This window comes from Arthrobacter sp. Bi83 (genome assembly GCF_918698095.1).
Taxonomy (GTDB): Bacteria; Actinomycetota; Actinomycetes; order Actinomycetales; family Micrococcaceae; genus Arthrobacter.
The window spans coordinates 1-23847 of the sequence record NZ_CAKKLY010000042.1 but is presented as its reverse complement, the minus strand read 5'-3'; the positions used below and the strand labels follow the sequence as shown (position 1 = coordinate 23847).

The 23847-nt window shown below is 65.7% G+C and carries 25 protein-coding genes, 2 tRNA genes and 2 pseudogenes; 13 read left to right on the top strand and 16 right to left on the bottom strand.

What is annotated here, in order from left to right; genetic code table 11:
• The 4 genes and pseudogenes from LQ144_RS17370 to LQ144_RS17355 all read right to left on the bottom strand — a co-directional run.
• Positions 1-1950, bottom strand: a pseudogene (locus LQ144_RS17370) (5'-nucleotidase C-terminal domain-containing protein); the annotation flags it as partial.
• Positions 1951-2033: 83 nt separating this feature from the next.
• Positions 2034-2855 carry a VOC family protein gene (locus LQ144_RS17365; RefSeq protein ID WP_230119950.1) on the bottom strand — a complete coding sequence of 274 codons (822 nt, stop codon included), beginning with the start codon at positions 2853-2855 and terminating at the stop codon, positions 2034-2036.
• A gap of 105 nt (positions 2856-2960) precedes the next feature.
• Positions 2961-3161: a hypothetical protein gene (locus LQ144_RS17360; RefSeq protein WP_230119949.1), complete on the bottom strand. Its 201-nt coding sequence runs from the start codon at positions 3159-3161 to the stop codon at positions 2961-2963.
• Positions 3162-3358: 197 nt separating this feature from the next.
• Positions 3359-3446: transfer RNA gene (locus tag LQ144_RS17355), tRNA-Ser, on the bottom strand.
• A 114-nt stretch (positions 3447-3560) separates the two neighbouring features.
• Here LQ144_RS17355 and LQ144_RS17350 point away from each other — a divergent pair.
• From LQ144_RS17350 to LQ144_RS17315, 8 genes and pseudogenes are all read left to right on the top strand, one after another.
• On the top strand, positions 3561-4544 hold the full coding sequence (locus LQ144_RS17350; RefSeq protein ID WP_230119948.1) for an NAD(P)H-quinone oxidoreductase: 984 nt from the start codon (positions 3561-3563) through the stop codon (positions 4542-4544).
• 150 nt (positions 4545-4694) lie between these two features.
• Positions 4695-5309, top strand: coding sequence for a PadR family transcriptional regulator (locus tag LQ144_RS17345; RefSeq protein ID WP_230119947.1), 615 nt, complete (start codon positions 4695-4697; stop codon positions 5307-5309).
• Positions 5306-5731 (top strand): annotated as a pseudogene (locus LQ144_RS17340) (ATP-binding cassette domain-containing protein); the annotation flags it as partial. The gene LQ144_RS17345 and the pseudogene LQ144_RS17340, both read left to right, overlap by 4 nt.
• A gap of 299 nt (positions 5732-6030) precedes the next feature.
• Positions 6031-8331, top strand: a complete 2301-nt coding sequence (locus LQ144_RS17335) for a carbon starvation CstA family protein (protein ID WP_230119946.1) — start codon at positions 6031-6033, stop codon at positions 8329-8331.
• Positions 8331-8582 carry a YbdD/YjiX family protein gene (locus tag LQ144_RS17330; RefSeq protein ID WP_230119945.1) on the top strand — a complete coding sequence of 84 codons (252 nt, stop codon included), beginning with the start codon at positions 8331-8333 and terminating at the stop codon, positions 8580-8582. Before LQ144_RS17335 ends, LQ144_RS17330 begins: the two co-directional genes overlap by 1 nt.
• A gap of 146 nt (positions 8583-8728) precedes the next feature.
• Complete coding sequence (locus LQ144_RS17325) at positions 8729-9406, top strand: bacterial proteasome activator family protein (RefSeq protein WP_230119944.1); 678 nt, start codon at positions 8729-8731, stop codon at positions 9404-9406.
• Between the two features lie 7 nt (positions 9407-9413).
• Complete coding sequence (locus LQ144_RS17320) at positions 9414-9857, top strand: hypothetical protein (RefSeq protein ID WP_230119943.1); 444 nt, start codon at positions 9414-9416, stop codon at positions 9855-9857.
• A gap of 139 nt (positions 9858-9996) precedes the next feature.
• On the top strand, positions 9997-10842 hold the full coding sequence (locus LQ144_RS17315) for an aldo/keto reductase (protein ID WP_230119942.1): 846 nt from the start codon (positions 9997-9999) through the stop codon (positions 10840-10842).
• Between the two features lie 105 nt (positions 10843-10947).
• On the opposite strand, the gene LQ144_RS17310 is transcribed toward LQ144_RS17315, so the two are convergent.
• The 7 genes from LQ144_RS17310 to LQ144_RS17280 form a co-directional block, all read right to left on the bottom strand.
• Positions 10948-11127: a hypothetical protein gene (locus tag LQ144_RS17310; protein ID WP_230119941.1), complete on the bottom strand. Its 180-nt coding sequence runs from the start codon at positions 11125-11127 to the stop codon at positions 10948-10950.
• A gap of 39 nt (positions 11128-11166) precedes the next feature.
• Positions 11167-12132 carry a hypothetical protein gene (locus LQ144_RS17305; RefSeq protein WP_230119940.1) on the bottom strand — a complete coding sequence of 322 codons (966 nt, stop codon included), beginning with the start codon at positions 12130-12132 and terminating at the stop codon, positions 11167-11169.
• Positions 12133-12174: 42 nt separating this feature from the next.
• The gene (locus tag LQ144_RS17300) at positions 12175-12567 is read right to left on the bottom strand and encodes an Hpt domain-containing protein (protein WP_230119939.1); all 393 of its coding nucleotides are present in this window, start codon (positions 12565-12567) and stop codon (positions 12175-12177) included.
• Between the two features lie 160 nt (positions 12568-12727).
• Positions 12728-12982: a hypothetical protein gene (locus LQ144_RS17295; RefSeq protein WP_230119938.1), complete on the bottom strand. Its 255-nt coding sequence runs from the start codon at positions 12980-12982 to the stop codon at positions 12728-12730.
• 583 nt (positions 12983-13565) lie between these two features.
• Positions 13566-13904 (bottom strand): hypothetical protein, encoded by a 339-nt coding sequence (locus LQ144_RS17290; protein WP_230119937.1) that lies wholly within the window; start codon positions 13902-13904, stop codon positions 13566-13568.
• A 123-nt stretch (positions 13905-14027) separates the two neighbouring features.
• Positions 14028-14201, bottom strand: coding sequence for a CsbD family protein (locus LQ144_RS17285; RefSeq protein ID WP_230119936.1), 174 nt, complete (start codon positions 14199-14201; stop codon positions 14028-14030).
• Positions 14202-14872: 671 nt separating this feature from the next.
• Complete coding sequence (locus tag LQ144_RS17280) at positions 14873-15244, bottom strand: hypothetical protein (protein ID WP_230119935.1); 372 nt, start codon at positions 15242-15244, stop codon at positions 14873-14875.
• A 40-nt stretch (positions 15245-15284) separates the two neighbouring features.
• Between LQ144_RS17280 and LQ144_RS17275 the strand changes: the two genes are divergently transcribed.
• Together LQ144_RS17275 and LQ144_RS17270 are read left to right on the top strand one after the other, a co-directional pair.
• Complete coding sequence (locus LQ144_RS17275) at positions 15285-15563, top strand: hypothetical protein (RefSeq protein WP_230119934.1); 279 nt, start codon at positions 15285-15287, stop codon at positions 15561-15563.
• A gap of 154 nt (positions 15564-15717) precedes the next feature.
• Positions 15718-16773 carry a DNA polymerase IV gene (locus LQ144_RS17270; RefSeq protein ID WP_230119964.1) on the top strand — a complete coding sequence of 352 codons (1056 nt, stop codon included), beginning with the start codon at positions 15718-15720 and terminating at the stop codon, positions 16771-16773.
• 96 nt (positions 16774-16869) lie between these two features.
• Here the strand turns inward: LQ144_RS17270 and LQ144_RS17265 are convergent.
• The 4 genes from LQ144_RS17265 to tmk all read right to left on the bottom strand — a co-directional run bounded on the left by LQ144_RS17265 (position 16870) and on the right by tmk (position 20515).
• Positions 16870-16942, bottom strand: a tRNA-Thr gene (locus tag LQ144_RS17265).
• Positions 16943-17081: 139 nt separating this feature from the next.
• Positions 17082-18656: an alpha/beta hydrolase gene (locus LQ144_RS17260; protein ID WP_230119963.1), complete on the bottom strand. Its 1575-nt coding sequence runs from the start codon at positions 18654-18656 to the stop codon at positions 17082-17084.
• 63 nt (positions 18657-18719) lie between these two features.
• Positions 18720-19862, bottom strand: a complete 1143-nt coding sequence (locus LQ144_RS17255; protein ID WP_230119933.1) for a DNA polymerase III subunit delta' — start codon at positions 19860-19862, stop codon at positions 18720-18722.
• Positions 19859-20515, bottom strand: coding sequence for a dTMP kinase (gene tmk / locus LQ144_RS17250; protein WP_230119932.1), 657 nt, complete (start codon positions 20513-20515; stop codon positions 19859-19861). Before tmk ends, LQ144_RS17255 begins: the two co-directional genes overlap by 4 nt.
• Before the next feature lie 86 nt (positions 20516-20601).
• On the opposite strand from tmk, the gene LQ144_RS17245 reads away from it, so the two are divergent.
• Both LQ144_RS17245 and LQ144_RS17240 read left to right on the top strand, forming a co-directional pair.
• Positions 20602-21786: an aminotransferase class I/II-fold pyridoxal phosphate-dependent enzyme gene (locus tag LQ144_RS17245; RefSeq protein WP_230119931.1), complete on the top strand. Its 1185-nt coding sequence runs from the start codon at positions 20602-20604 to the stop codon at positions 21784-21786.
• A gap of 9 nt (positions 21787-21795) precedes the next feature.
• On the top strand, positions 21796-22152 hold the full coding sequence (locus LQ144_RS17240; RefSeq protein ID WP_230119930.1) for a DUF2516 family protein: 357 nt from the start codon (positions 21796-21798) through the stop codon (positions 22150-22152).
• Positions 22153-22193: 41 nt separating this feature from the next.
• Here the strand turns inward: LQ144_RS17240 and LQ144_RS17235 are convergent, their stop codons facing one another.
• Complete coding sequence (locus LQ144_RS17235; RefSeq protein ID WP_230119929.1) at positions 22194-23036, bottom strand: class I SAM-dependent methyltransferase; 843 nt, start codon at positions 23034-23036, stop codon at positions 22194-22196.
• A gap of 78 nt (positions 23037-23114) precedes the next feature.
• Between LQ144_RS17235 and LQ144_RS17230 the strand changes: the two genes are divergently transcribed.
• Positions 23115-23847: phosphoglyceromutase (locus LQ144_RS17230; protein ID WP_230119928.1), on the top strand; the 733-nt coding region annotated here is incomplete at its 3' end.

The window sequence follows — 23847 nt, the reverse complement described above, 5'->3', positions numbered from 1 at the left end:
GGGGCCGACGGCAGAGACCACGACGGTGACCTTCACCACGGTTCCCGACTCAATGGCGGTGAGGGTCAGCGTTCCGACGCCGGCTGCAGCCTTTGCTGGCACCGCGAGGTTCACTGTGGCTGCCCCGGAGGCCGCGGGAACCGTGCCCAGCGGGGTGGACGTGCCGGCCGCGTCCGTGAAAACCGCAGTCAATGACTTGTTGGCCGGGCTGCCCAGCGAGGCCAGGTCCAGCTTGGAGACTTCGAGCGTCATGGCGTCGCCGCCCTTGACCGCCGCCGCCGTCGTGTTGACGACGGACACGGTGCGCCGGGCAAAGTCAGGGGACGCGGGGTTGTGCTCCTGCAGGTACCTGATCCATGCGTCGCGGTCCACGAGGCCGGAGTCTTTGGTGCCCGTGCCTTCCTTGAAGACCCGGAAGTTGTCGCCGCCCGTTGCCAGGAAGCTGAACATCCCGATCCGGCAGGGCTTGGCCGGATCAAGCGGTTTCCCGTTCACCCGGATCGCGGTAATGTGGTCTCCCGCTGCGCGGGCGGCATCGTAGGTGTAGTTGACGTTCTCGGACAGGCCCAGCTGCTGGTAGGCGCGGCTCGGGACGCTGCCGTCGGGGTTGGTCTGCCACTGCTGTTCCAGGAGCGTCTTGAACTGTGCCCCGCTGAGGGACGTGGTCCACAGGTTGTTCACGAATGGCAGGACGGAATTGGCCTCGGCGTACGTGATAGTTCCGTCGGGTGCGAAGTACAGCTCGTTGCGCAGCCCGCCGGGATTCACGACGCCGATTTCGGCTCCGCCCAGTTCCGGCGCCTTGAGCGCATCCACGAGAGAGTCGGCCACGAGGTTGCCCAGGGTGGACTCGCCCGCGCGGTCGTCCCGCTTCGCCGGAGTGGTGTCCGTGACGGGAGTGAACGCCGTGGTGATATCAGCGGTCACCCTGCCCACCGGCTGGTTTCCGATTTCCGCAGCCTCGGCGATGGCCTTCCTGACGATCACGCCGACGGCGGCGACCCTCGGGTAGACGGCCACAAGGTCCGCGGCGGCATCAGTGGTGCGCTTGACGTTTCCTGCCTTGTAGCCGGTGACAGCCTTCGTCCTGGTGTCCACGGTCAGCTGGATCTGTCCAATGTTCTCGCCGTAGTTGCCGGTCTGCACAATGGGCCGGGTCTTGCCCTCCACCCCGGGAACGGGAGCATCCCACGCGTACTCCTTGTGGGTGTGGCCGTTGAAGATCGCATCCACGTCGGCGGATGTTTCGGAGACCAGCTTGGCGAAGGGGCCGCCGGCGGCCACCTCCTGCTCCAAAGTGGCGCCTTCCGGTGTTCCGGACCCTGCGCCGTCGTGGTTTTCCACGACGATCACGTCTGCCAGGTCCTCCGCCTTGATCCTGGCCGCAACGCGGTTGATGGCGTCGACGGGATCGCCGAACTCAAGCCCAGTGATCCCGGCAGGAGTGACGAGGGAGGGCACTTCCTGGGTCACGGTGCCGATGACGGCCACCTTGATGCCGCTCATCTCGAGGACCGTGAACTCCGGCAGCACGGGCTCCGAGGTGCCCTTCCTGTAGACGTTGGCGCCGAGGTAGGGAAACTTGGCGTTGCTGCCGCCGGCGACGCGGTCGCGCAAATCCGCCCAGCCGCCGTCGAACTCGTGGTTGCCCACCGCGGAGGCCCTCAGCTCCAGTGTGTTGAGGACATCGAGGGTGGGCTGGTCCCTTGCAGCAGAGGACGCGAACAGCGATGCCCCGATGTTGTCCCCCGCGGAGAGGAAAGCACTGGGGCCCGGTGCAGCGGCGCGCAACATCTCCACGGTGCCGGCGAACAGCACCGTGTTGGTGTCGATGCGGCCGTGGAAATCGTTGATGCCCAGGAAGTTCAGGTCAACGGTGGCCGGAGTGGCAGGGCCGGCCGGCAGGTCAAGGCCAGCGAGCACGGGGTCGTGGTCGCTGGCCCTGTACTGGCCGATACCGGCCAGTCGCTTCGCTGGAAGGTCCTGGCCGGTATTTTTCACAGGAATTTACTTGCGGTGGACGGTTTTAGCGATCAGGCCTCCACAGCCTCCGCCTCCGCGGTCTGGGTCTGGGCGCCCTGCCCAGTGTCCTGCACGATCCTGAACCTGGCGCCGGTGGGATCCGCCAAGGTGGCCAGCCGCCCGAAGGGTGTGTCGTCGGGTCCGTCGACGACGGTGGCGCCCAGGCTGACGGCCTTCTCGATGGATGTATCGGCGTCCCCCACGGCGAAATAGACGACCCAGTTCGACGGGACCTCGGCTGGCAGGTCCGCCGCTGCATCGTAGATCCCGGCCTTCGCGTCTCTGCCCGCGCCCAGAGTTGTGTAGCGGAACTCCGGGGTATCGCTCATGACGTCCGTGTTCCAGCCAAAGACGTCCTGGTAGAACTTCACAGCGGTGGCGTAATCCTTGGTGTGAAGCTCGTGCCACGCAGGGGTGCCGGGTTCGGCAACCACTTCATACCCGCGCATTTCGCGGGGCTGCCATACGCCGATGGCAGCGCCGGACGGATCGCCGAAGAACGCCATGTGGCCCTGTTCCGGGACGTCCATGGGCTCCATGTACACCTGGCCGCCGTTGGCCGTGACTGCGGTGGCCGTGGCGGCGGCGTCGTCAGTGCGCAGGTACGTGGACCACATGTCCGGCATGGCCGCCTGGTCCTCCTGCTTCTGCATGATTCCCGCGACCAGTTTGCCGTTCTTGTTGGCGGTGATGTAGCCGCCGTATTTTTCCTGGTCCCCGGTCTGGAAGTCCCAGCCGAACAGTTCGCCATAGAACTGTCGGGAAGTGTCGGTGTTGGAGGTCATCAGGTCAATCCAGCAGGGTGCTCCGGGCGTGATGTCTGGGGTGGGCATTGTCAGCTCCTGTAGTGGGCCGCGAAACAAGTCCGCAGGTCAAAGGGATATGGAGACAGGATCGACACTATGCCCGCGGTATGACAGTTTCAATGGCTCCGGCAGTCAGAGCCGGTCGGAATACGAGGTGGCGGGTTCGTTGTCGTCGTCGGCTTCGACCCACTCGATGAAGTCCTTGAGCGACATGCACCAGTAGTAGTCCGAGTACCTCAGTCTCTGCTTTTCGGCCTTGCTCACGACGGCTACATCTCCCCAATAGCAGCAGGTGCGGAACGGTGCCCTTTCGCGGAATCTGAAGTTGAGCACCGCTGATTCCTTCCAGTGAACGCCAACAGGGCTGTCTTCGCATGAGTGGTGCGTACTCGATTTTTCGGCGGGCAGGTACTCGCCGGTACTTGGTTTAGGGCGCCGAATGCGGGGTCTACCTGCCCATGAAAAAGGCCGGCCGAACCAACCTTGCGATTGGCTCAACCGGCCCCTGACTGTGCGCAGATTGCGCTACGCGGAAGGTAAGAGATTCGAACTCTTGGTACGGGGTTACCGCACACTGGTTTTCAAGACCAGCTCCTTCGGCCGCTCGGACAACCTTCCGTGACTAGTAGTGTTTCATAGGCAGTTGGCTGCAACAAAAACCGAAAGGTGGCCGTTGCTGTCAGTGCACACTATTTTTGGGGCAGGAATGAGCAAGAAAATCGGGAGTTCTCCATGAAAGCCGTCTACATCTCGGAGCCGGGCGGGCCGGAAATGCTGGAAATCCGCGACGTTCCGCCTCCCGTTCCGGGCCAGGGCGAGGTCCTGATCGACGTCGTGGCCGCGGGCCTGAACCGTGCAGACGTGCAGCAGCGGAGGGGCTTCTACCCGCCGCCTCCGGGTGCATCGGAAATTCCGGGGCTCGAGGTTTCCGGCCGCATCGCCGGATTCGGGCCGGGGGTCACCAAGGCGTTTTCCATCGGGGACAAGGTGGTGGCCTTGCTGGCCGGCGGCGGCTACGCCCAGCAGGTCGCGGTCCGCTCGGAGCAGGTTCTGAGGATTCCCGACGGCGTTGACCTGGTCACCGCTGCCGCCCTCCCGGAGGTTGCGGCCACCGTGTACTCGAACCTCATCATGACTGCGCAGCTCCAGCCGGGAGAGACGGTCCTGATCCACGGCGCCACCGGCGGCATCGGCACCATGGCCATTCAGTTCGCCAAGGCATTCGGTGCGACTGTTGCCACCACGGCCGGCACTGACGAGAAAGTCAGCACGGCCAAAGCCTTCCTCGGTGCCGATATTGCGATCAACTATGCCGAGGAGAACTTCCCGGAGAGCCTCCGGGCCCAGAACGGCGGCAAGGGCGCGGACGTGATCCTCGACGTCGTGGGCGCCAAGTACCTGCAGCAGAACATTGACGCCCTGGCCGACTACGGCCGGCTCATCGTCATCGGACTGCAGGGCGGTGCCAAGGGCGAACTGGATCTCGGGCAGCTGCTGCGGAAACGCGCGGCGGTCGTCGCCACGGCGCTCCGGCCCCGTCCGGTCGAAGAGAAGGGCGTGATCATGACCTCCGTCAGGGATGCCGTCTGGCCACTTATCGCCGACGGCCGGATCCACCCCCTCGTGGCCAAGACCTTTCCGCTGGACCAGGTCAGGGCGGCCCATAAATACTTCGACTCGGGCGAGCACGTGGGCAAGATCCTCCTGGTCATGTAGGCCCGCGCAGGCCGCCGGTGCCAGCGGTAGGGACTCCATGCATACCCGGTATTGCCATGTCCGGGCAATGCCGCTAGGCTCGCCATATACGCGGTATGCACTGGTCTTGGGGGCCGGTGCATGCCGCGGCCTTCCCAGCCAAGGAGCACCATGTCCATCCGCCACAGCCTCCTCGCCCTGCTACAGGACCAGCCGCGCTACGGCTACCAGCTCAGGGTCGAATTCGAAGACCGCACCGGGTCCACCTGGCCCCTGAATATCGGGCAGGTCTACACCACACTGGACCGCCTCGAACGCGACGGCCTGGTCAGGAACGATGGCGGCGACGGCGAAGGCCACGTGGTCTACAGCATCACCGCTGCCGGCACTGCCGAGGTCCAGGGCTGGTTCGCCACCCCGGTGGAGCGCAGCAATCCGCCGCGGAATGAGCTCGCCATCAAACTGGCCCTCGCCGTCACGCTACCCGGCGTGGACGTGGCCTCCATCATTCAGGCCCAACGCGTGGCGTCCATGCGGGCACTTCAGGACTACACGAAGTCCCGGCGGGACACGGCCGCCAGCCAGCGCCCGGGTGACACTGCCTGGCTGCTGGTGATCGACTCGCTGATTTTCCAGACCGAAGCGGAGGTCCGCTGGCTGGATCTCTGCGAAGCCCGCATGGTCCAGCTCTCACAGACGGCCGGCACTCACAGCGCAGCACGCAAAACATCCAACGGGGTCACTGTGGAAGAGGCCGCCCCGCTCAACGCGGAGACGCGCCGGTGAGCGTCCTGGGGCCGCGGCAGGTCCTGGAGCTCGCCAAGGTCAGCAGGACTTTCGGCCGGGGCGCGACGGCGGTTGCCGCCCTGCGCGACGTCGACCTCACCGTCAGCGCGGGCGAGTTCGTTGCGGTGATGGGGCCGTCGGGATCCGGCAAATCATCGCTGCTGGCGCTGGCCGGCGGACTGGACCGGCCGACGTCGGGCGGTGTCCTTGTGGAGTCCACACCCTTGGCAGGGCTGGGACTCAACGAACTCGCGCGGCTGTGCCGCCGGGCCGTGGGCTACGTCTTCCAGGACTTCAACCTGATCCCCACCCTCACGGCGGCGGAAAACGTCGCCCTGCCGCTGGAACTGGACGGTGTGCCGGCCAGGAAAGCCCGCCGTCAGGCAATCGATGCCCTGCGGCAGGTCGGCATCCCCGAACTCACCGACCCGTACCAGTTGCTCGCCCTGCTGGTGGCCGTGCCGCTGACCGGAGGGGTCCTGGCGTGGCTGTTTACGCGGGCCCGTCTGCCGATGTCCCGGCGCGGCGTGGGTACCTAGCCCCGCCGGATTCCCGGCCTGCCGCAGTGACCGAACGGCCGGAGAAACCCGTTCACCGCCTCTGCTGCACCGCTCGGCGCTTCGCCGGGCGGCACCTGGCCGTTGTCGGCTCGATTCTTGGCGCCCGTTGGTAGGGTGCGCCGGAGAGGATTGTCACATTATTTAGATCTCAAGGAGGAGACATGGGCACTATGCCTCATGGCAGCGGCCGGACAGCGGACGGGAATCTGGACTTTGTTCCGGACCCGTCGCTTCCGGCCACGTCCCTGGATGATTCCGTCCGGGAAGCGGAAGACCGCAAATGGACTCCGGCCAAGATTGCCGTCTGGGTTGCCATCGCGCTCCTGGGTGGAGTGGCCTGGTTCATGTTGGCCGTTGTCCGCGGCGAAACGGTCAACGCCATCTGGTTCGTCTTTGCCTCGGTGTGTACGTACCTGATCGGCTACCGCTTCTACTCCAAGTTCATCGAGAAGCATCTGCTCAGGCCCAACGACCGCAGGGCCACGCCGGCCGAGTACAAGGCCGACGGCAAGGATTACGTGCGCACGGACCGGAACGTCCTGTTCGGCCACCACTTCGCCGCCATCGCCGGTGCCGGCCCGCTGGTCGGACCGGTCATTGCGGCCCAGATGGGGTATCTGCCCGGCACCATCTGGATCATCATCGGCGTCGTCCTCGCAGGAGCCGTCCAGGACTATCTGGTCATGTTCTTCTCCATGCGTCGCGGCGGCCGGTCGCTGGGCCAAATGGCCCGCGAGGAACTAGGCGTCATCGGCGGCACCGCCGCCCTCGTGGCCACCCTCCTGATTATGGTGATCATCGTCGCCATCCTGGCGCTCGTCGTCGTGAATGCCCTCGGCGAAAGCCCCTGGGGCGTCTTCTCGGTGGCCATGACCATCCCCATTGCACTGTTCATGGGCGTGTACCTGCGGTTCATCCGGCCCGGCAAGGTCATGGAAGTCTCGATCATCGGCTTCGTGCTGCTCATGGGCGCCATCATTGGGGGCGGGGCAGTTGCCGGCACCGAATGGGGTGCCGCCGTCTTCCACCTGGACAAGGTGACCATCGCATGGGGCCTTATCGTGTACGGCTTCATCGCCGCGATCCTGCCCGTGTGGCTGCTGCTGGCTCCGCGCGACTACCTTTCCACCTTCATGAAGATCGGCGTGATCGTGATGCTGGCCCTGGCCATCATCGTGGTGCGCCCGGAAATCACTGTCCCGGCCTTCAGCGAGTTCGCCGGCCGGGACAACGGACCGGTGTTCCCTGGCGCGCTGTTCCCGTTCCTGTTTGTGACCATTGCCTGTGGAGCCCTGTCCGGCTTCCATGCGCTGATCTCGTCCGGCACCACGCCCAAGCTCATTGAGAAGGAGCGGCAGACGCGCTTCATCGGCTACGGCGGCATGCTCATGGAATCCTTCGTCGCCATCATGGCGCTGGTGGCCGCAATCTCGATCGACCGCGGCATTTACTTCGCCATGAACGCGCCTGCGGCGCTGACCGGCGGCACCGTGGAAACTGCGGCGCAGTGGGTCAACGGCCTCGGCCTGGCCGGCGTCAACATCACTCCCGATCTCCTGGCGCAGACCGCTTCCAATGTGGGGGAGGAGAGCATCATCTCGCGTTCGGGCGGCGCGCCCACCCTGGCAGTAGGCCTCGCCCACATCATGCAGCAGTTCATCGGCGGCACAGCCATGATGGCTTTCTGGTACCACTTCGCCATCATGTTTGAAGCGCTCTTCATCCTGACCGCCGTTGACGCCGGAACCCGCGTTGCGCGGTTCATGCTGCAGGATTCCATCGGCAACTTCGTGCCGAAGTTCAAAGAAGCCTCCTGGCGGCCAGGAGCATGGCTCTGCACGGCGGTCATGGTCGGCGCGTGGGGTGCTGTGCTCCTGATGGGCGTCACGGATCCGCTGGGCGGCATCAACACGCTGTTCCCGCTGTTCGGCATCGCCAACCAGCTGCTGGCGGCCATCGCGCTCGCGGTCTGCATGGCCATCGCGGCCAAACGCGGTGCGTTCAAGTACCTGTGGATCGTCGCGTTGCCGCTGGCGTTTACTGCCGTCGTCACCATCACGGCGAGTTTCCAGAAGATCTTCTCTGACGTGCCGGCCGTGGGTTACTTCGCCAACAACGCCGCCTTCTCGAAGGCCCTCGCTGACGGCAAGACGTCCTTCGGCACGGCGAAGACCGTGACGGCCATGGAAGCCGTGGTCCGCAACACCATGATCCAGGGCTGGCTATCGGTGATTTTCGTGGTGCTGAGCATCGTCGTCATCGTTACCGCGCTGGTGGCCACGGTGAAGGCGTTCCGCAACAGCGCCGCCGGCGTTCCGAATGCCGACCACGAGGACACGCCGCAGCCGTCCCGCGTCTACGCTCCGGCCGGATTGATCCCCACTCCCGCCGAGCGCGAGCTTATGGCCGAGTGGACCAGGCTTCCGGCGGACCAGCGCTTCGAGAGGGCGGGCCATCACTGATGGGCACCGGGCAGGGAACTGCGGCGCCGGGGTCCGCAGGGCACGGCTCCGCCGGACCGCAGAACGCCGTTGCCGCGGGCTTACGCGGCTTCGCCCGGTACTTTCAGGGCGTCATGGGCGCGGACGCGTATGCGAAGTACCTGGAGCATCACTCGGCCGCCGGCCAAGGCACTCCGCCCATGGGCGAGCGGGAATTCTGGCGCGACCGGACCGACCGCCAGGACAGCAACCCGCAGGGGCGGTGCTGTTGAGCAGGCGGGGGCGACCCCGTGGCTGGCCGGCACCCGCCAGGCGTACTGGCGCCGAAAACGGGGTTTCGCTACGGACGAAACGAAATCCAGGTCAAGGAGCTTCATTGACTGGACTCGGCGTTCCGGGCTCGTGAGAGTATGAACGCATGAGCGATCCGAACGACACTCAAACCGCCCGGGCGGCCGCCACCGATGCCGGTTCACAGGCCGGGTCCCGTCCCGGTGAGGACGTCCCCGTGGAGGGCACCACACTTGACCCTGACGCGGTCCCGGCAGGTGGCAACTACGCTTCGGAGCCGTCGAAGCCCAAGGGCAGCAGCCTTCAGGACCTGGTGGATGAGCCCGCCAAGGTGATGCGGATCGGCACGATGATCCGGCAGTTGCTGGACGAGGTGAAGTCGGCGCCCTTGGACGACGCCGCCCGCGGCAGGCTGGCGGAGATTCATGAGCGCTCCATCAAGGAACTCGAGGACGGGCTGGCCCCGGAACTCGTTGCCGAGCTGGAACGCATCAGCCTTCCGTTCCCGGACAATGCCACGCCGTCCGACGCTGAGCTGCGGATTGCCCAGGCCCAGCTGGTCGGCTGGCTGGAAGGCCTGTTCCACGGCATCCAAACCGCCGTTGCTGCCCAGCACGCGGCCCGGGATCATGCCATGGCCCAAGTGCAGCTGCGCCAGCTTCCGCCGGGCACTGTCATCGCTCCCGGCGTGGTTATGGGAGAGAACGGGGAGCCCCAGCGGGCCAAGGCTCCGCAGCCGGGATCCGATCCGCTCAAGCCTGGGCGGCAGGAAGACCCTGACCACGGTCCGGGTCAGTACCTGTAGGTTCGGCTTGGGGTTTTTTACCGCTGCCCGGCAAGGGCGGAAAGACGACGCCGAACTCGGTAAAGGGCTGTGGCGGCGAGCCCACGACCGCTTCCACCGGGGTCTGGACCGCTACCACCAGGTTCTTGAAGGCGTGGAGGACGAGCAGCTCTATGGCGAACTCGTCGAGATCGCGAACCAGCTGGCGGAGCTGTCCGGCCGCGTCCGGCAGGTCTGCGTTGAGGCGCAGCGGCGCTCTCCCAGCGACGGGCTGGACATCCCGCACGCGCTGTCCGGCGTCCACCGCGCGCTGTCGAAGGCGGGAAACTCGCTGGCGGCCACGGCCGAAGCCGCGGCAATGCTCCGCCTCGCCGTTGGTCCCGTTCCCGTGGGCGCGGCATCGGTGTGGCGGCGGGCCGAGACGGTCTTCGAGCAGGTGGCCGACGCGGAGCGGCAGCTCGCCGAAGCCTGACCTGGCCCAAGACTGGGACAGCTGTCGCCCGGTCGCCCGGCGGGCATGCAAAAAATTCCCGGATTCCGGGTGTTAAGCGCCTAGCTTAGCTTCCGGCCATTGCGTGCACCGAAGCGGGAATTGTTGGCAGGATGGACAGATGACTTCTTCACCGACACTGACATTCAATGACGGCAATACCATTCCCCAGCTCGGCTACGGCGTGTGGCAGGTCGAGGACGATGTAGCTGAAAAGGTCGTCTTCCAGGCGTTCCAGGCGGGGTTCCGCCACATCGACACGGCCAAGATCTACGGCAACGAGTCCGGCGTGGGCCGCGCCATCGCCAGCTCCGGGCTGTCGCCCGAGGAAATCTTCATCACCACCAAGCTGTGGAACGCGGACCAGGGCTACGAGTCCACGCTGGCGGCGTTCGAGGAATCCCTGGAGCGCCTGGGCCTCGAATCCCTTGACCTGTACCTGATCCACTGGCTCCAGCCGAAGCAGGACAAGTACGTGGACACCTGGAAGGCGCTGATCGAGCTGCAGAAACGCGGCCGGGTCAAGTCCATCGGCGTTTCCAACTTCACCGTTGAGGGCGTGCAGCGCGTCATCGATGAGACCGGAGTGGTGCCGGCCATCAACCAGGTGGAACTGCATCCCTTCTTTAATCAGGCCGAGCTCCGGGAATTCAATGCCTCCAAGGGCATTCTGACCCAGGCGTGGTCCCCGCTGGGCCAAGGCGGTGAGCTCCTTGAGGACGCTACCATCACGGCAATCGCGGACAAGCACGGCGCCACTCCCGCGCAGGTTGTCATCGCTTGGCACCTGGCCATCGGCAACGTGGTCATCCCCAAGTCGGTGACCGAGTCCCGCATACGCGAGAACTACGATGCGCTGAACGTGGCGCTTGACGCGTCCGACGTCGAAGCCATCAACGGCCTGGACCGCACGGCGGCGGGAACGGGACGCATCGGGCCGGACCCGGCCGTGTCCGACTTCGCCTGACCTTTAGCCGCGCAGGCCCCGCCCGCTGAGCTGATCCACCGGATCTGCTGCAGTACAGCTGACCTCAGCCGTGCGGGGCCTTTGCTGTCCAGATGGCAGCGGCGGTTAAGCCGCTGCTTGGGCCTGCTGGGCAGCCACGGCATCAACGACAGCCCAGTCGTGCTCGCCGGAGAGGCAGCGGCTGGCGAACCGTTCGGCGTCGGCGGCGGTATCGAAGACCTCGGTCCGGACCCGCCCGCAGTCGGCTTCAAAGTACGTTACGTGGAATTCCTGGTTCATTTCCATGACTCAATGGTGCAGCCGGGGTCTGACATTATTTGTCCTTCAGTCCGGTGTGTTGCGCAACCGGAGCACCCGTTCCTTCGCCAGCATGGCCGTTCGCTGGCTCTTCTCGGCGGCCCTGGCTGACTGCTTCGCCTCGGCAGCTGCCGTTTCAAGGTCCTTCCGGACGGCTTCCAGGGAGTCCTCCGCCTTCCTGAGCCGCTGTCTTGTCTCGCGCACCTCGGCCGTGAGGCGGGTGAACTCCGCTGCCGCGTCCTGCAGGGTTTCGTCACGGGACTCGGCCTCCGTGGCGGCTGCCTGCGCCGCGGCTTCAGCCTCGGCGAGTGCCGCCAAGGCTTTGTCCAGGACCGACGGCGATGAGGGGCGGGGCGTCCGGCGCACCACCTGCATCCGCGGTTTCTCAGGCCCTTCCGGCGGCTGCCGGCGGCTGACCTTTGGAGGCTGCCCCGCATGCCCGCCGGTGGCCCGCGGGGGCTGCTGCAGCGGCCCCAGGGCGGCAGGAACCGCAACTGCGCCGCTGAGATCAACCTGGTCTACGCCGTCGGCCGTGAGAACCCGCAGCAGCAGCCCGCTCTGTACGGCAGCCGCGGCAGCCGTGTCGGCCGTCGCGGCCCGCAGGGTCTCTTCCACCTCCGAGGCCACCGCCCCGCTAATGGAACGGCCCTGCTCCTCTGCTGCGCGCCGGGCGGTATTCACGGCCGCTGCAAGAAGCTTGCGCCGCTCCCGGGACAGCTCCCGCAGGGCGGCGGCGTCGAGCGCGGCCTGGGCCCCCTGCATCGTCTGCCCGAGGTCGCGGAGCTCCCGCACCGCGTCTGGCCGGTGATGCGCCAGCATATTGACAGTCCAGGCTGCGATGGAGGGCTTGGGGAGTGCCTTGATGGCCTGGGCCAGCGGTCCGTTGGACTCTGCTGCCGCAGCCTTCCCGGCAGCAGTGCGGGCAGCCACGAATTCGTCGAAGGGCAGCGCATACAGGCGTCCCGCAACGTCCGCCAGTTCCTGCTCCTCCATGCCAGCCATCTTAGGACGGCATGACAGGAAAAGCCGGGCACCCTAGCCGGCTTCCGGACCTTTAGGCCGCGGTCCGGGGAGGTGGCCTTGGCGGTTAGCTTCGCGGACGAGCAGCCGGATGTTCGCGAACAGCACCGCCTTAGCAGCTTTCGGATCGGGCCAGTGTCCACGGTTCAGTGCGCGTTCAAGGTCCCGACAGTATGCTTCGAGACGAAGTGCTCCTGCCATGGCGGATGTTGCTCTCAGGCTCACCAGTGCCTCGGCGGCTGAGTCCGCGTCGTGGCCCGCTAGACCGCGAAGGATTTTTGCGGCGCGGACGGGCAGCATCTGCAGGTACTCGTCCATGAACGTATGCGCTGCGGCGGGGCCGGCTTCGTCCGCAAGAGACTGCAGGGCGCCGCTGTCCAGCACTGGCACGTCGTTCTCGTCTGTCACAGCAGCCCCCTAAATCCCGAGAAGAGCCGCGACGCTGCTGCACGGCTCTTTGAATAGTCCAGGGAGGACCTCAAGACCGTGGAAGAGTTCCCACAGGATCCGATCAAGAGTGGAAATATCGGCGGCCAGAAGAACTAAGCGCGGATGGGTACGGCAACCGTCAGTGCGGGACAGGCGTTCCGCCCCGGCGCCTGCGGGGTCTGCGGAGCCGGTCGGTCAGTGTCGCTAACGGCCGGATGAGGGTCCTGTGCAGGCCGGAGGCCACGGCATTCAGGAGAAGGAGCGCCAACTGTACAGCCCCGGCCAGAAGCAGGAGGAGGGACAGAATGATGAAGGCGGGCAGAAACATGATGAAGACGGCGATCATGGTCGCGAAGTAGCCAAGACCGTAGCCGACGAGCGTCGCCTGGTCCACCGGGATTCCATTCCAGCTGAGGGAGTTTCCGTGCTGCCGATTCCATCTTGCAGCGTTGGTGATGTGGCCCCCGGCCGCTTCCGCAACCGGGGACCACGTTGCGGGAGGGACAATCCGTGCGCTGTCTGCTGCAGGTGCGCGACAATGCGCCTTGGCGTACTTTAGAAGCCCACCGCCCAAAAAACAGCCTTAGCGTGTTCCGGCATCCCATCCCGGTCCATGAGGCGATCTGATGTAGCTGACCTTCGCATAATCTCCTTTGAAACCTCCCGATAAGGCTGTTCTAGCACCGCTGGGACGGCCTGACAATAAGATTTTTTGGGCTACGGAACCGCCCGCTGGCGGGTCACCCTGCGAAGCCCAGCGTGCAGAACTACGGGAGGCACCTGTGCGTTTCCGGTGCGTGCGCCACAGTTCCGGACCAGGCCGGCCCGCGCGCTCGGGCGCATTAAAAGGGCCGACGGCGGCTGGGGGGACCGCCCTGGTCTCAGACAGGCGGCTCCGCCGCCGGCCCAGCCCCGGTGATCCACTTCTTATTATCGTCCCTGCCTGCAATTCCGGCGAGGGGCACTTCCAAACGTGGCTACGATCGGGTGGTTCGCACGGCTCCTCGAAGCGCGATCCCTGACGCGGCCACCACCGGGACCAGGCTCAGCAGAACAGCGATGGTGTTGGGCCGGAACACGAGGTGGCCGCCGCTGGCGCGGCTGTAAGCTCCAAGCGGGAAGACGAAGCCGCCTCCGCCGCCACCGGATGCACCGCCACGGCCGCCGCCTTCTGCGTTGGTGCCGCCGCCGAACCCGAAGGACACCAGGGCAACGGGGAGCAGCTCTGCGCCGCCGACCTGGACCGGAGGGCCGTACGCCCGGGACACGCCCACGTTCTTGAACGCTTCCAGCAGAGAAGAAAAAGTATCAGCCATGTCATCACTCTAGGCACCGGCGCCGGCCAACTCCATGGTGGCAATCCGAGGCTGATGACCTCTTGATGCACCAGAAGGGTGCAGCCCGCGCTCGAGCTGCACCCTTCTGAATTCTGCAGAGGACTATTCCTTGAAGGCGTCCTTGACCTTTTCGCCGGCCTGCTTCACGTCCGACTTTGCCTGGTCGCCCTGGCCTTCGGCTTTGAGGCTGTCATCGCCCGTGGCCTCGCCGGCAGCTTCCTTGCCCTTGCCGCCAAGCTTTTCGGCAGCGTTTCCGATCTTGTCATCCAAACCCATGGTGTTTCTCCCTACGGTTGGCTCCGCGGCGGGTCCGCCGGCGGCTTACCTTTTTACCCTAGCCCAGATCCTCGTCTAATACTAAGCATGCTGACTGCTCCGGCCGCCACCGGCCCATCCTGCGGCGGCCGCTGCACCTCTGGACTCGGGTGATAAGTAGGCTTACGATTAAATCGCGTAACGGAGCCTTTGGGCTCCGGGGGGCAGCCCAATTTGGGGGAGGCCTCGAACGCCGTCGGCGGCGTGTCTCACCGGCTAGCCCCAGTGCGAACCGCCGCCGACACCACAGCTGCTAGGCCGACTCTCAGTCCTTGCGTCGGGGGAGCACCAAGAGGGCATCCCCGACGGCGCGCTGTCCGGCTGCGCCGGAGGGGGTTGACGACCTTCCCGTCCACGACCATGGTGGTGGGGGAAGTTGCCTACGTAAACCTTGGAGCCGCCCCCTCAATTCTGGGCGGCACTGATGCAACCCTCGGTGCCAGATCCCGCGGTTATCCCATGATGTGCAGGCAAGACTGGTCCTGTCCTGGAATTGAGGGTGCCGCGACCTGACAACCAGAACGGCCGGGTCCGGACGCGCTCCCCCAGCAGCACCGGACCCGGCAACTCCAAGCCAGGCGTGCCAAAGCGACTCCTCTCGTAGGAGGATTCAGGCATGGCAGCTGAGACGCTCAAGCCGGCGCGACGGCAAAGATGACCCAGAGCAAAGCTGCGACGACGGCCGAGGAGATCATCGACCTCCGCGTGACGGGATGGGACGGCAGCTCGATGCCCTCGTCCCGCAGCTGGCGTGTCTCCAGGACGGCGGCCCGCATCAGTGGAACGAAGACGGCAGCCAACACGGCCACCACGAGCAGCTCGCGCCAGGGCTGCACGATGCCCGTTGCCTCCAAGGCGGATCCCAGCAGCGAGCCGAGCAGTAAGAACCAGAAGATCGCCCAACCTGCCAGTCGCCTCCGTTTCGGCGGCATGCCCTCGAGCGAATCCGGCGGCCAGTCCTGCCACTCGTACTTGTTGTCGTCCCTGCCTGTTCCCGCGGCCATGGCCATAGAGTAGCGGTGTTCCGACTGCTACAGTCTGGCCATGGTCAGCTGGTTCAGAAGCAAGGCCCTCAGCCAGGGGGAGCTCAGCTACGCCAGGGCCTCGATGATCGTCCTTGCCATCCTCAACCTCCTCAACGCGGCCCTGACCATCTCGGAGCATGAGGCCGAGAGCCGCGTTCCGCTTAGCGCCTGGGGATCCATCGGGATTTCGGTCTTCTGTGTCATGGCCGCGACCTACTACCAGAAGCGCCTGGATCAGGCACGAGCTATGGCCGGGATCATGCGCGACCCGGATCGGGCTAAGGGACAACTGGGCTGACCTCGGGAAAGCGTCAAACGCCCGGCCTGCGCAGTCGGGTGGCGGCCAGTGGCCGAAGGTCGAGACCCGTCTGCATTCCTCGGCCGCATCATCGAGAGCCGATGCTTGCCAGGGATGTTTAGGGCAGACTGGTGGCGTGAGCGGAATCCGGTGGGTGTTACACGTCGATCTTGACCAGTTCATCGCGGCGGTCGAAGTGCTCCGGCGGCCGGAGCTTGCGGGCAAGCCGATCATTGTCGGCGGTCGGGGCGACCCCACGGAACGAGCCGTGGTGTCGACCGCATCCTACGAAGCCAGGGCGTTCGGCGTGGGTTCCGGAATGCCCTTACGCATTGCGGCCCGGAAAGTGCCCGACGCTGTGATCCTGCCCGTCGATCAGGAGGCTTACCTCGCGGCGTCTGAAACGGTGATGGCCACCCTGCGCGCGCAGCCCGGGGCCACCGTGCAGGTGCTTGGTTGGGATGAAGCCTTTATAGGCACTGAGACAGAGAATCCAGAATCCTACGCCCGGCAGGTGCAGGCCGCCGTCCTGGAGCGAACACAGCTGCATTGCAGCGTTGGCATCGGCGACACCCTGGTCCGAGCCAAAGTCGCCACCGGTTTCGGCAAACCGGCTGGCGTCTTCCGTCTCACTTCCGGGAACTGGCTCGACGTCATGGGCAGTCGGCCCACCAAGGACCTGTGGGGCGTCGGAACCAAGGTGTCGGGCCGGCTGGCCAAACTCGGCATCAACACAGTCGCGGAGCTCGCCGCGTCCGACCCCCAAGACCTGGTTCCGGAGTTTGGCCCCAGGATGGGTCCTTGGTACGCGGAGCTCGGACGCGGGGACGGATCCAGCGTTGTGGACGACACCCCGTGGGTTGCCCGCGGGCATAGCCGGGAGACCACCTTCCAGCGGGACCTGACCGAGCCCGCCCAGGTGGACGACGCCGTGAGGGAGCTGACAGCGCATGTCCTTGAGGATGTTGTGGCGGAAGGACGGCCCGTGGTTGGGCTGACCCTCAAGGTTCGGTACGCGCCGTTCTTCACCAAAACCCACGCAAGAAAGATTCCCGAGACATTCGACCGGAACGAAATCCTCGCGCGAGCCTTGGACCTCGCAGCCGGAATCGAAGCGGGCCGTCCGATCCGACTCCTGGGCCTGCGGGCCGAAATGGCAATGCCCGACGATGCCCGAAAGGGACATACGCCCACGCGCGGCGGTTGGTGAAGGTCGGTATGCCCTGTGCCTGCCCAGGCAATTCCCCACAATCAGCAGAAAACCCCGAATCCCCGCTGTATCAGCGGAAATACGGGGTTCTTCTCGAGCTTCCTATCAGAATCGAACTGATGACCTTTTCATTACGAGTGAAACGCTCTACCGACTGAGCTAAGGAAGCACCGCACTAAACAACCAGGAAAACCCGGCCGGTTCATGCAAGAGTCAACTGTAATCGAGTCCCCGCGCCCGGGTCAAAATGACGTGCCGCGAAGGCCGAAATCGGACTGCGCACGGGCCTGCCCGGCTGAACGGCCAAGTCAGCAGACGGTGTTGTCCGCCGGCTTCTTGCCGTCAACGAGGTAGTTGTCCACGGCGTTGCTGATGCAGCTGTTAGACCGGCCGTACGCCGTGTGGCCCTCGCCCTTCCAAGTCAGCAGTGAGGCGTTGCCCAGCTGTTTCCGGAGGGCGCTGGCCCACTCCACGGGCGTGGCGGGGTCACCCGTGGTGCCGACCACCACGATCGGGGAAGAGCCGCTGTACTCGACCGGTGCCGGCGTCCGCAGGTTCTTGTAGGGCCAGCTGGCACAGTTGGCGCCACCATACGCGAAGAAGTACCCCAGGGTGGGGGACACCTGGCGGAGCTGCTGCTCTTCGGCCCGCATGGCCGCCGGATTGCTGTTCGTCGGGTAATCCAGGCAGTTGATCGCGCCGAAGGCCAAGGCTGTGTTGGACGTGTATTTGCCGTTCGGTGCACGGTCCGCGCCCAGATCCGCCAGGCGCAGCATCAGGCTGACGTCGCCCTTCATGGCCGCGTCCAGGGCCTGGGTCAGGGCAGGCCAGCTTTCATTGCCGTACATCGGCACGATCAGACCGCTGACGAACGTGTTGCCGCCTACGGTACGGCCGTCCTTGGCGGTGCGGGGTGTCGCGATTACGGACCGGATGATGTCGTGGATCTGCCGGATACCGTCGTCCACGGTGCCGCTCAGGGGGCAGCCTTCCTCGTTCAGGCAGTGCGCAACGTAGGCGTGCAGCGCTTTGTCGAAGGCCTTTGCCTGGCCTGCAGTCAGCTCTTCAGCGCTGAGCGACGGGTCGAGGGCGCCATCGAGGACCATCCGGCCCACGTTGTCGGGGAACAGCGAAGCGTAGGTTGAACCGAGGAAAGTTCCGTAGGAGAACCCCATGTAGTGGAGCTTGGAGTCATTGACCACGGCACGGAGGACATCGAGGTCCTTGGCCGCGCTGACGGTGTCGATGTGCCCCAGTACGGGGCCGGTCTGCTGGGCACATTTCGCCGCGATGGCCTTGTTGTCGGCGAGGAGAGCGGCCAGGCCGGCGTCAGTTTCAGGAGAGTAGATCTTGGCCCGGGACTCGTCCCGTTCGTTGTCCGTCAGGCAGCTGACGGGCGCCGAACGCTTGACGCCGCGGGGGTCGAAACCGATGAGGTCGTAGTTGGCCCGCACCTTGTCGGAGAAGTGGCTGTTTCCGGCGTCCCTCACGAAGTCGTAGCCGGAGGCACCGGGCCCGCCCGGGTTGACCAGCAGACTGCCCTGCTTGTTGGCTCCGGTGCTGGCGATCTTTAGGGCCGCGATTTCAATCGTTTCGCCGTCCGGCTTCGCATAATCCAGCGGCACCTTGACCTTGGCGCACTGCATCTTGTCCTCGCACGGCCCCCACACCACCTTTTGGGAGTAAAAAGCCTGCAGCCCTTTCGGAGCTGCCGCCGCAATGGAGGGGTCCGCCTGCCCTGTGGAATTCCCCTGCGAGGCACCGTCCTTGGACAGCCCCAAGAAGCTGCACGACGTCAGGAGCACGACCACCGCCATGGCTCCGGCAGCCCGCAGCGCCGTAGCGAAGGAGCGCGATCGCGCGGTCAGGGGAAGTGTGGACATCATGCGGTACTCCTTGGGCAGAGGCGTTAGGCGTCGTCGGGCAGGTGGTCTGTGGACCGGAACCTAAATCAGGCCCGCGGCCATCGCCTCTATGGTCAAAAGCGGTGCAACGTTCGTGGTGGTGATGCGTTTACGCGCCTTGTTGATGGCATCCATCCTGGCGAGGGTGACCTCCGGGCCCGAGCCGGCTGCGAAATCTTCCAGCTCGCTCCTCAACTCAACGTTGACGAGTTCCACGGAGTTTCCCATCTGGATGATCAGCACATCCCGGTAAAAGGACAGGAGATCGGTCAGCGTCCGGTCCAGGGAATCAGTCACGGAGCGCTTCGCACGACGCTTCTGGTCATCTTCCAGCTGTTTCACCTGGCTGCGCATGGCGGGCGGCAGCGTTCCGGACTCGGGGGCACCCAATGTGGCCAGCAGGGAGGCCTTCTCGGCGGCGTCCCGCTCCTCATTGGAGCTGTTGGCCTCCTCGGTGGCGATCTTGACCAGTTTATCAGCCATCATCACAGCGGCCGTAATGCCCCGGAGGCCCAGCGGGAAGCGGACTGTTTCCAACCGCCGTTCCCTGGCCTCGGCGTCGCGGGCCAGGCGCCGGGCAATTCCCACGTGACTCTGCGCCGCGCGGGCCGCGCGTTCGGCCACCGCCGGATCCACGCCGTCGCGCTTTACCAGCAGCGCCGCGACGTCGGCGGCCGGCGGCAGCCGCAGTGCCACTGCCCGGCACCGGGACCGGATGGTCACCAGGACATCCGCGGGGGAGGGGGCGCAGAGCATCCAGACGGTCCGCGGGGTGGGTTCTTCGATGGCCTTCAGCAGCACGTTCGTGGTGCGTTCGGCCATGCGGTCGGCATCCTCCACCACGATGATCCGCCACCGCCCAGACGAGGGCCTGTTGCCGGCCGTGGAAACGAGGTCCCGGGCCTCCTCGATGGTGATGGTCACCTTTTCGGTGCGGACGAAGGCGACGTCGGCGTGGGTTTCGCCGAGGATGGTCCTGCAGGCGTGGCACTCGCCGCAGCCACGCAGGGAGACGTCGTCCTGGTCACAGTTCAGCGCCGCGGCAAAGGCCTTGGCAGCGTTTGAGCGTCCCGAGCCGGGAGGGCCGGTGAACAGCCACGCGTGCGTCAGTCCTTCGCCCGTGGCTGCCTGCTGCAGCTGGGCGACGACGGCGGACTGGCCCTGAAGGTCATCCCAAACTGTCATCGCGGGGCCCTGCCGGGAGCGGCCAGAAGCCGGTTCACACGGTCAAGGATGGAGGCGGCAAGCTCATCCACGGACAACTGCGCCTCAAGCACCAGGTAACTGTCCGGCCGCGCTGCGGCGAGGTCCAGGAATGCCTGGCGGATCCGGGCGTGGAATTCGTCGGCTTCCGATTCCAGCCGGTCCTCCTGGGCGTCACCGGCCGTGCGGCGGCTCCGGCCGTCGGCCGGATGGACATCCAGCAGGACGGTAAGGTCCGGCTGCAGCCCCGACGTGGCCCACTCGTTGATGCTCCGGACGGCGTCTGTGCCAAGATCACGGCCGGCCCCCTGATAAGCCACGGAGGAATCGATGTAGCGGTCAGTGAGGACCACTTCGCCGCGCTCCAGGGCAGGCCGGATGACCTGGCTGGCGTGCGCGGCACGGGACGCCGCGAAGATCAGCGCCTCCGTAAGCGCGTCGATGTGGCCGTGGCCGTGATCCAGGACCAGAGAGCGCAGTTTTTCGCCAATCGGCGTGCCGCCAGGTTCCCTGGTCCGCAGCACGGTCAGGCCGCGTGATTCAAGCGTCCCGGCCAGCCGGGCGGTCTGCGTGGACTTGCCGGCGCCGTCACCGCCTTCGAAGGCGATGAAAAGTCCGGGATTCTGATTATTCACTGGTCCAGCCTACCGACAATCACTGACAGGAAGCCGCGCCAGTAGCCGCTTTTCCGCCCGGCAGGTGCCCAACGTACGCTTTGTTCATGAGCCTTTCCCAACAGCACGCCGCGTCCCTTTCGGCCGAGACCGTAGTCGTGGCCGCCGGCCGTCCTGCCCGCGAACACGACGAGCCTGTCAACCCGCCCATCGTGCTGTCCTCCACATATTTCGGCACCGGTGCGCTGGATGACGGCGACCGCGGCTACGGCCGCTACGCCAACCCCACCTGGGATCCGTTCGAAGAAGCCCTGGGACAGCTTGAAGGCGCCACGCTGCCGGGCCTCCTCTATGCTTCGGGACTGGCTGCCGTCAGCTCCGCGCTGTCCCTCATTCCCGCGGGCGGTGTGCTGGTCATGCCGTCCCACAGCTATTCGGGCTCACTGCTCATGGCGGCCGAGCTGGCAGAAAAGGGCTTCATCGAGCTCCGCACGGTTGACATCGCGGATACGGATGCTGTCATCGAGCTGCTCGCCCCGGCGGGAGGAAAGCCCGCGGACATGCTCTGGCTCGAGAGCCCGACGAACCCCATGCTCGGCATCGCGGACATCCGGGCACTGACCCAGGCGGCGCACGACGCCGGAGCAATCGTTGTCACGGACAACACCTTCTCCACGCCGCTGGTGCAGCAGCCACTCAGCCTGGGGTCCGACGTCGTCCTTCACTCGGTGACCAAATACCTGGCGGGACATTCCGACGTGGTGCTGGGCGCCCTCGTCACCTCGAACGCGGAACTGCGGGAAACCCTGCTCCATCACCGCATCATCCACGGCGGAATAGCGGGCCCCTTCGAGGCATGGTTGGCGCTGCGCGGGCTGCGGACGCTTGCGTTGCGGATCGAGCGCTCGCAGGCTTCGGCCGCGGTGCTCGCCGAAAGGCTCAGCACCCACCCGCAGATCGAAAGCGTCCGGTACCCCGGCCTGGCGTCGGATCCGGGACATGACCGGGCCAAGTCCCAGATGTCCGGCTTCGGCTCCGTCCTCTGCGTCCAGGTTGCGCCCGCCGGAGACCTCAACGGCGCCGATGCCGCAGACAAGCTGGTCCGCTCGCTCCAGCTCTGGCTGCCGGCCACCTCGCTCGGCGGCGTGGAATCACTGATTGAACGACGACGGCGGCACGCGGCCGAGCCGGTCAGCGTTCCGGAGAATCTGGTCAGGTTGAGCGTCGGCATCGAAAACGTCGAGGACCTTTGGTCCGATTTGCAGCAGGCATTGGACGCTTTGGACAGTTAGGCTGGTCGGGTGGACGGAACAGTACTGATCAATGTCGTTGAGAGCACGGTCTACTACATCCTGGGACTGGTGGCGCTGGTGCTTGAGGTGTGGGCCTTCTTCGACTGTGTCCGCCACAAGGCCAACGCTTTTGAGGCTGTGGGCAAAAGGACCAAGGCCTTCTGGCTGGCATTGACCGGCGGCGGCGTGGCCGTCGGCGCGCTGTCGGTGCTGGCCGGCGGAGGAGGCGGACTCATCGGGCCGCTCGGCCTCTTCGGCCTGGCCGCGGTGGTGGCTGCATCCGTCTACCTGGCGGACGTCCGCCCGGCGGTGAAGGACGCCGGCCGGGGCGGCAGCCGCAACATGGGCCCGTACGGCCCCTGGTAACCGGAGTCCGCTCGCTGGTGGGGCGCCCGTCGAAATCCGGATCAGTCCGCTGATCCCAGCGGCGCCACTACTTCCCAGCTGACGGTAAGTTCCCCCAGCCGCCAGCGTGACGGTCCGTCCTTGACCGACCACCCGCCGTCGAGCAGTGCCTTGCACATGGCCGTCCACCGCTGCCGGTTCCCGAACGACGCAAGGGGCGCCGACTCCAGCCACGCTTTGTCCATGGCCTGCAGCAGCCCGTGGATGCGCTCACCCGGAACGTTCCGGTGGATGAGCGCCTTGGGCAGGCGTTCGGCTACCTCCGAGGGCAGGTCGAAACTGCCGAAGCGCACGGACATGCTCAGCGTAAGCGGGCGTTCGGAATCCAGCGCAACCCAGGTGACGCGGCGGCCGATCTCGTCGCACGTTCCGTCAATGAACAGCCCGTCCGGCGCGAGCCTGTCCTGCACCAGACGCCAGATACCTGGAACGTCGGCCTCCTCGTATTGCCGGAGCACGTTGAACGCCCGCACCAGGACAGGCTTTCCCGGCACCGGGAGTTCGAACCCGCCCACGACGAAGCTGAGGCCGGGACGCTCGAGCGATTTGGCCGCCCGCACCCGCTCAGGCTCGATTTCGATGCCGCAAACCCGTACATCGGGCCGGACGGCGGCGAGCCTTTCGAAAAGCTCGACGGCGGTGGCGGGGGACGCGCCGTACCCCAGGTCGACCACCAGTGGGTCGTCCGCTGACCGGAGCCGCCAGGCCTGCGGCCCGGCCAGCCAGCGGTCCAGCCTGCGCATCCGGTTGGGATTGGTGGTGCCCCGCGTTACGTTGCCCACCGGCCGGCCGCGGTGTCCGCGGTTGCCAGGGTTTGTCGCCACCCGCTCTGCTTTCTGCACCACCGCCCCAGACTATCCAACGGCGCAGCACGGAATGTAACGCTCGGCGTCGGCGGCCTCTGCTCGGCTAGGATGAAAATCATGACTTACAAGCTGATTCTGCTGCGCCACGGCCACAGCGACTGGAACGCCAAGAACCTGTTCACCGGCTGGGTGGATGTTGACCTCAACGACCAGGGACGTCAGGAGGCACTCCGCGGGGGAGAGCTCCTGGTTGAGCACGACGTGCTCCCGGACATCCTGTACACGTCGCTCCTGAAGCGGGCCATCAACACCGCCAACATCGCCCTGGACAAGGCCGACCGCGGCTGGATTCCTGTCAAGCGCGACTGGCGACTCAACGAGCGTCACTACGGTGCCCTGCAGGGCAAGGACAAGGCCCAGACTCTCGCCGAATTCGGCGAAGAGCAGTTCATGCTTTGGCGCCGCTCTTACGACACCCCGCCGCCGGTCCTGGACGATAGCTCTGAATTCTCCCAGGTGGGCGACCCCCGCTACGCCGACCTCGGTGACACCATTCCGCGCACGGAGTGCCTGAAGGACGTTCTGATCCGTCTCATGCCGTACTGGGAATCGGACATCAAGGAAGACCTCAAGACCGGAAAGACCGTCTTGGTCACCGCCCACGGAAACTCCCTGCGTGCGCTGGTCAAGCATCTTGACGGCATCAGCGACGAAGCGATCGCCGGCCTGAACATCCCCACCGGCATCCCCCTCGTCTACGACCTGGACGAGGACTTCCAGCCCATCAAGACGGGCGGAACCTACCTCGACCCCGAGGCTGCCGCCGAAGCCATCCAGGCTGTGGCCAACC